Raw genomic sequence first — 6,650 nt, 5'->3', positions numbered from 1 at the left:
GTGCGGGGTTGGGAGGGGGGTCTTCTCGCCGGGTTCTTCTCGCCTTCTAGCCGGGTCCTTCTCGCCAAGTGCGCCCGCTGCTTAGGGGACACGCGCTTCTTTGGTGTACGCGCTCCTTAGGTGCACTCCCCAGGTGCACCCGTTTCCAAGGTGAGCTCGTCAAGTGCACGCACTTCTCGGGTGCGACAGTGTCTCATGCGCACGCGCTCCCCAGGTGCACTCGTCAAGTGCACCGGGCCGGGCGTCATTTTCGCTTCAAGTGCACCCAAAACCGGCCGAAACACGTTAAGTGCACCCGCCCGTGAGTACACTTGGCGGGTGCACTTAGGAATCGGGTGCACTTTGGGCGGGGCTGCCGCGCTTTGGGGCGCGGGCAGCGAGAACGACGGCGGGCCCCGGTCGCACATGCGGCTGGAACCCGTCGGGTCGTGCAGACAGGAGGGCAGGAGGAACCTACTTGGCCCAGTGGTCCTTCTCCTCGGCGTAGAGCGACGGGAGGATGCGCGCGAGGTTGGAGAACTCCTTGATGTTGTGGTGGAGCAGGCCGCTCACGATCGGCGCGGGAATGGAGACGCCGTCGGGGATGCCCTTCTCGGCCTCGCCCTGCTCGTTGATGCGCCAGCCCATCCAGAAGCGCGAGCGCAGGACGCTGCCGCCCTCCGCCGGGCGCAGGAAGTGGGTCATCACGGCCGGCGAGTCGGGAATTGGGCCGGAGCCGAGCGTGAGGCCGTTGGCGCACACGATGGTGGAGCAGACGCCGGTGCCGATGAGCGACTCGTCGTAGCCCATCTCGCCGGGACGCTTGAAGCTGATCTGCAGCAGGTCGGCGTGGCCGACGCCGGCGTCCTCCCACACGTGGTGGACGCTGCCCCAGTGGCGCTCGCGGATGGTGAGCGTGTCGTCGAGGGCGCGCGCCGGGTCATCGAGGTAGACATCGTAGTGGTCCTCGTTGTCCCAAATCGCGTAGCGCAGGCGGTCGATGGGGTGCCAGGCGAACCACCAGTCGAACATCTCGGCGGTGACGCCGGGCATGAATGTGTCGTTTGCCGTGGCGGCGGTGCCGTCCTCAAGCAGCCACCAGCCGAACTCGCCGGGCAGCTCGCCGGGCTTGAAGAGGTCGGCGCGGTCCTGGACGCGCGTGCAGAGGTCGTTGTCGAACGGGCCCTCGTCGACGCGCGCGTGCTTGGCGGGGTCGCCCTGCTCGACGTCCTGCTCGTAGTACTTGAAGTAGCTCTTGACGCGGTCGGCGTCGGATACGGGAACCTTGTGTGCCATGTCTCTCCTCTCTGGCGCCGGGCGAGGCGGCCGGCCTCGGCGGCGACCGTACGATACGCGTGTGGCCCCCTGCGGGGGCAGGGGGCCACGAGACGCGCGGGCGGGGACGCTCGCCCGCGCGACGTGATCAGGGCCGGGCGGCAAGGCCCTAGGAGACCCTAGCGGTGGATGTACTCGCCGGCCTGGTAGCGGGGCGGGACCACCGGGATCTCGATCCAGGACTCGTACTCGCCACCGGTGTGGATGACGTGGGTGCCGTGGTTGTCGGTGTCCCACGCGAGCGGCTCGAACCAGCCCTCGCGGATGTAGCGGCCCGCGATCTGGACGCGGAAGCGCTCGCCCTTGTGGTAGACGCGCGCCGTCGGGACGATGGCGATCTCCACGGGCACAATCTCGCCCTCGGCGAGCTTCTTCTCCTCGGTGTTGGCGAGGACGGGGATGTGCTTCTTGGAGAGCTTCTCGTCAAGGGCACGGCGAGAGACGCGGCACTTGCCCCAGGCGCCCGGGTGCGGCTCGTCGAGCGTGTACCACGGGATCCAGTTGCCGTCAGCATCGGCCTTCTGGATGTTGACGAACATGTCCATGTCGTCGTAGCCCTCGCAGGAGACGTAGAGGTGCAGGTTCATGTAGCCGGTGATCTCGGTGTCCTCGGGCAGCACGAACTCGAAGTCGACCTCGCCGGTGGCCGGGTCGTACTTGGCCTCGGCGGCCTGGGCGACGGGCTCGGTGGAGAGGGCGAAGGTCTCCTTGTTCTCCGTCTCCACGGACTCGACGTGGGTGGAGGCGTCCAGGTAGAGCTTCTTGTACTGGGTGCGCTTGATCGGCCACGCCTTCTCGGGGCGCTTCTCCTGGTAGTCGACGTCGTAGGCGTCCATGATGTCCAGGCGCACCTTCGGGGTCATCTCCCAGCCGTTGTGGATGCCCTTGAGGTAGCGGTCGTAGAAGCGCTTGAGGTCCTCGAGGTTGTCGGGGTTGTAGGTGTCAGGCCACTCGAAGTCGCGGTGCGCGCGCATCCACTTGAGGTGGCTGCGGCAGCGACGCCAGGCGTTGAACGAGCCGGGCAGGTGGAAGTGACTCCAGCCGGCGGTCTGGTAGACCGGGATGCGGACCTTGGAGAAGTCCGGGCGCTTGTCCTCCCAGTAGGGGTTCATGAACGGGTACATCTGCGCCATGGCGACCTGGTCGTCCACGCCGTTGGGGCCCGTCACCTGCGCGGCGATGAACTTGTTGAAGGAGAGCGCCGGGACGCCGCCCTCGAAGAAGCTCTCGCGGTAGAGGTCGGTGGTGGACTCCCAGGGCGCGATGCACTTGAGGTGGGGCGGCTGCTCCGCGGCGATGCCCCACTGGTGCATGGCCACGCCGGAGTTACCGGACATGCCCACGTTGCCGTTGCACCACGGCTGCTGGGCGACCCACTCGACGAAGTCGTAGCCGTCCTCGCGGTCCTGGTGGGTGAACATGTGGACGTTGCCCTCGGAGTGGCCGGCGCCGCGCACGTCGACGTTGGCCACGGCGTAGCCCTGGTAGCACCAGTACAGCGGGTCGGGCGACTCGAACTTGGCGCACTTGGAGACGGTCTTGGGCGGCACGCCCATGATCTGCCATTCGCTCATGCCGTCGCCGGGGCGCTTGCCGAACCACGACCAGGAGACGATCACGGGGACCTTCTCGGTGGTGTCGGGACGGTAGATGTCGCAGTAGATCTTGGTGCCATCACGCATGACGACTTCCTGGTCCTGGTCGCAGATGACGCCCGGCGCGGCCTCGTAGCTGCGCTGGTTGAACGGCGGGCAGAAACCCTGGCCCATGCGCGCCATCGGGTCGTCGGACGCGGAGAGGTCGACCTCGGCCTGGTTGTCGTTGGGGCGACGGGCCACGCGGTAGGCGGCCATCATCTCCTCGCCGCCGAAGGTCTCGCGACGCAGGTAGATGTAACCCTCGACGTCGGGGTCCCAGTAGATGGGGCAGTCGTCCTGGTCGTTCTCGCCGGACATGTCGATCAAGTCGGAGAGCTTCTTGTCGGTGACCTTGACCCACTCCTCGGGAATGTGGGGCTCGAGCATGCAGTACCTCCTTTGCTAGACGTTGTGCCGTGGCCTCGCCACGGCTGGTTGCGCCGCCCGCCGGGAGCGGGGCGGCCTCAGGCTGCGCTACTCCTCCATGAGCTCCACGACGTAGTCGACGGCCTCGCCGAAGGTCTTCTTGCGACGGAACTTCATGTAGGGAATCTCGACGTCGAACTCGTCCTCGAGGTACGTGGTGATCTGCGAGACCTGCACCGACTTGATGCCCAGGTCCTCGAAGACGGTGTCCTCGGTGAACTCGGAGGCGTCCTTGCCAAAGAGCTGCGAGGCGCGCTTGCACAGAGCGTCGAACACTTCCTTGCGATCTTCGTCCATGACGGACCCCTTTCCTCTCCGGGCGCCCGCGGGCGCCCGCGCTGCTGCCGCGGGCACGCCGCCCGCGAATGACCGTGAGTCGGGGCCGGCCGCGCGCAGGGCGCTGCGGCTCCAGCCTGGGGCTAGTGTCGGTCAAGGGAGGGCGCGCCCACAATGTAAGCGGCCCCAAAGACCAGGGTCCTTCTCGCCTGCTTTTTGTGCAGAAGTGCAAAAGCTGCCGAACGGTTGGAATGCGCCCGTAGACGACAGGAAGTAGCCCGTAGAATGCCCGTTAGCTACCTGCGATTAAGCCGGGGGTCGCCCGGCGGGAAGAAACGGGGGTTCGATGCTTTCGTGGAGTCTTAGGGCAATCGTACAGGACGTGGTGCTCGCCATCGTGATCAACACGAGCGCGACGCTTCTGGGGGGCGCGCCGCTCGAGTTTGTGACGTGGTACCCCTACACCTGCGCCGCCTTCGGCACCAACGTGCTCGTGCAGCTGATCCTGCCGGTGCCCGGCGTGGCCGCCGCGCTCACCCGCCCGCTCGAGGGGTCCGCCGCCCACCCCTACGTCTCCATCTTCCTGGAGAACCTCATGTACGTGACGTGCATCTCGCTCATGATGGCGTTTCTCCAGACGCCGGCCGGCGGCGACGTCATCGCCACCTGGCTTCTGACCTACGTCCAGCTCATGCTCATCGGCTACGTGACGTCGCTCGTGATGTTCTGGTTCCTGCGGGCCAAGGACGCCCGCCTCGGGCGGGACGCGTGAGCGGAGAGCCCGGACACACGGCTGCGGCGGTCGGCCGCGGCGAGAAGAACCTCGGGGCCGCCGGGGCCGCGCGCGGGGGCGCGGGGGCAGGCGGCGCCGGGCTCCGCCCCGTGCGGCGCGTGGGCTGCGACCTGCTGCGCTCGGAGCGCCTCTCTGCGCTGGCGGCGCGCGACGACTGCGCCGAGGACCCCTTCGTGCGCTCGTGCTTCTCGCCCGAGGAGCGCCGTGAGCTGGCCGGACTCGCCGGGCCGGCGGCGCGCGGACACTTCCTGGCGACAGGCTTTGCCCTCAAGGAGGCGGCCTACAAGTGCCTGCGCCTCGACGACGACGGCGTGGCCGCGCTCGAGGCCCGGCTCGGCCGGCGCGTGACCCTCGCCGACCTGCGCGTGGTGCGCACGCGCGACTGGCCGGAGCTCCTGGTGGCGCCCGACCTCGCCGGCGCGCTCGGCGTTAGCGCGTGCGACGTCTCGCTCTCCCACGACGAGGGGCTCGTGGTGGCCGTCGCGGAGATGGAGCTCCTCGCGTAGGGCGCGCGGGCGCGGGGCAGCGAGAAGAACGCGGGGCCGGCGTCGTGCCGGCCAGGCCGGGGCGCCGCCCGGCACGACGCCCCCTCCGTCCTGCGCGGCGCCCGACCGACACGACGCCCCATCCGTCCTGCGCGGCGCCCGACCGGCCCGTTCTTCTCGCCCCTACGCCAGCTCCACCGCGTCCGAGCCGTCAATCAGCAGGTCGGCGTCGTAGAAGGCCTCGAGCGCGTCTATGGCGAGCGCCGTGTCGCGCGCGCCGGCCGTCTCAAAGACCGAGTGCATGGCCAGCTGCGGGCAGCCCACGTCCACCGCGTGCACGCTCACCTGCACGTTGGAGAGGTTGCCGAGCGTGGAGCCGCCCGCCACGTCGGAGCGGTTGGCAAAGGTCTGGTAGGGCACGCCCGCGCGCTCCAGCACGGCCACGAGCACGGCGCGGCTGAAGGCGTCGGTGCAGTAGTGCTGGTTGGCCGCCTCCTTGACCACCAGGCCGCCGTTCAGGTGGCAGCGGTTGGCCCCGTCCATCTTCTCGGGGTGGCTCGGGTGGACGGCGTGCGCGTTGTCGCAGCTCACGAGCATCGAGGCCGCAATGGCGCGACGGTGCTCCTCGTCGGTCTTGCCGAGCGCGGCGCTCGTGCGGGCCAGGGCGTCGGCGAGCAGCGTGGAGAGGGCGCCCTGCTTGGTGCCCGAGCCCACCTCCTCGTTGTCGAAGCAGGCGTAGACCGTGACGCAACGCGGGTTCTCCGTGGCGAGAAACGCGGAGAGCGCGGCGTAGGCACACTGCAGGTCGTCCAGACGCGCGCCCGAGACGAACTCCCCGGCGCGGCCCCACACGCGCGGCTCCTCGTGCGCCACGAGGAGGAGGTCACGCGCGAGGACGTCGGCGGGCGCGCAGCCGGCCGCCTCGGCGACCATCTCGTCAAAGGCGCCCGTCGCAAGCTCGCCCGCCGAGAAGAGCGGGCAGAGGTCGACGGCCCGGTTGAGCTGGGGCGCAAGCCCACTGCCGCGCTCGAGGTGGATGGCCACGCTCGGAATCAGGCAGACGTCCTGGCGGATGTCCACCAGGCGGCTCTCCACCCGCGAGCCCGCGCGCACCAGCACGCGCCCGGCCACGCCGAGCGGCCGGTCAAGCCAGGTGTGGTCGATCATGCCGCCGTAGGCCTCGACGTCCAGGCGCAGGCTCCCGCCCTCGCCGACGAGCTCGGGCACGGCCTTCACCTTGTAGGTGGGAGAGTCGGCGTGGGACGCCGTCATCTGGAAGTGGTAGGCGCCGTCCGCGCACGCGTCGGCGCCTACCTTCCACGCCACGACGCTCGAGTTGTTGCGCACGGTGTAGTAGCGCCCGCCCGGGACGACGTCCCAGGGGGCCTGCTCGGGCAGGTAGGTGAAACCGGCCGCGTCAAGGCGCGCGCGGACCTCGGCGACGGCGTGAAAGGCGGTCGGGCAGGCGCGGAGAAACTCGACGAGCCCGGCGGCCGCCTCCTTCTCGTTGGTTGGCATGAGGCAGCTCCTCGGTCGTGTTTTGCGACCGACTAGCCTAGCACTTCTCGCCGGGCCTCACCGTTCTTCTCGCCGGGGCGTCGTGCCTGGTGCCAGAATCGCTTCCCCTGTGCGCTGCGCCGGAATCGGCGGGAGTGCGCGTTTTGAGTGCGAGAAGGACGGGGCTTGTGCGCGGGTCTGCACACAAGGGCGACAAAACAG

Annotated in this window: 6 protein-coding genes; 2 read left to right on the top strand and 4 right to left on the bottom strand. The window is 69.0% G+C overall.

The window, feature by feature from the left end:
• Nucleotides 1–453 precede the first annotated feature (453 nt).
• From H9X80_RS06270 to H9X80_RS06260, 3 genes are all read right to left on the bottom strand, one after another.
• Complete coding sequence (locus H9X80_RS06270; protein ID WP_204793489.1) at nt 454–1,275, bottom strand: DAPG hydrolase family protein; 822 nt, start codon at nt 1,273–1,275, stop codon at nt 454–456.
• A 158-nt stretch (nt 1,276–1,433) separates the two neighbouring features.
• Nucleotides 1,434–3,338, bottom strand: a complete 1,905-nt coding sequence (locus H9X80_RS06265) for a CocE/NonD family hydrolase (protein WP_239471711.1) — start codon at nt 3,336–3,338, stop codon at nt 1,434–1,436.
• Nucleotides 3,339–3,425: 87 nt separating this feature from the next.
• Nucleotides 3,426–3,674, bottom strand: coding sequence for an acyl carrier protein (locus tag H9X80_RS06260; protein ID WP_204793488.1), 249 nt, complete (start codon nt 3,672–3,674; stop codon nt 3,426–3,428).
• A 325-nt stretch (nt 3,675–3,999) separates the two neighbouring features.
• Between H9X80_RS06260 and H9X80_RS06255 the strand changes: the two genes are divergently transcribed.
• Together H9X80_RS06255 and H9X80_RS09275 are read left to right on the top strand one after the other, a co-directional pair.
• On the top strand, nt 4,000–4,425 hold the full coding sequence (locus tag H9X80_RS06255) for an ABC transporter ATPase (protein ID WP_204793487.1): 426 nt from the start codon (nt 4,000–4,002) through the stop codon (nt 4,423–4,425).
• A complete protein-coding gene (locus H9X80_RS09275) occupies nt 4,422–4,952 on the top strand; it encodes a 4'-phosphopantetheinyl transferase superfamily protein (RefSeq protein WP_204793486.1) in 531 nt (176 codons plus the stop codon). The genes H9X80_RS06255 and H9X80_RS09275 overlap by 4 nt, the downstream gene beginning before the upstream one ends.
• 162 nt (nt 4,953–5,114) lie before the next feature.
• Here H9X80_RS09275 and H9X80_RS06245 read toward each other — a convergent pair whose 3' ends face one another.
• Nucleotides 5,115–6,449 (bottom strand): M18 family aminopeptidase, encoded by a 1,335-nt coding sequence (locus H9X80_RS06245; protein ID WP_204793485.1) that lies wholly within the window; start codon nt 6,447–6,449, stop codon nt 5,115–5,117.
• Nucleotides 6,450–6,650: the final 201 nt, after the last annotated feature.

The sequence above is a fragment of the Olsenella profusa genome (assembly GCF_016900315.1).
GTDB classification, from domain to species: Bacteria; Actinomycetota; Coriobacteriia; order Coriobacteriales; family Atopobiaceae; genus Thermophilibacter; species Thermophilibacter profusus_A.
The sequence above is the reverse complement of the archived record's forward strand: the minus strand, read 5'-3'. Positions and strand labels throughout refer to the sequence as shown.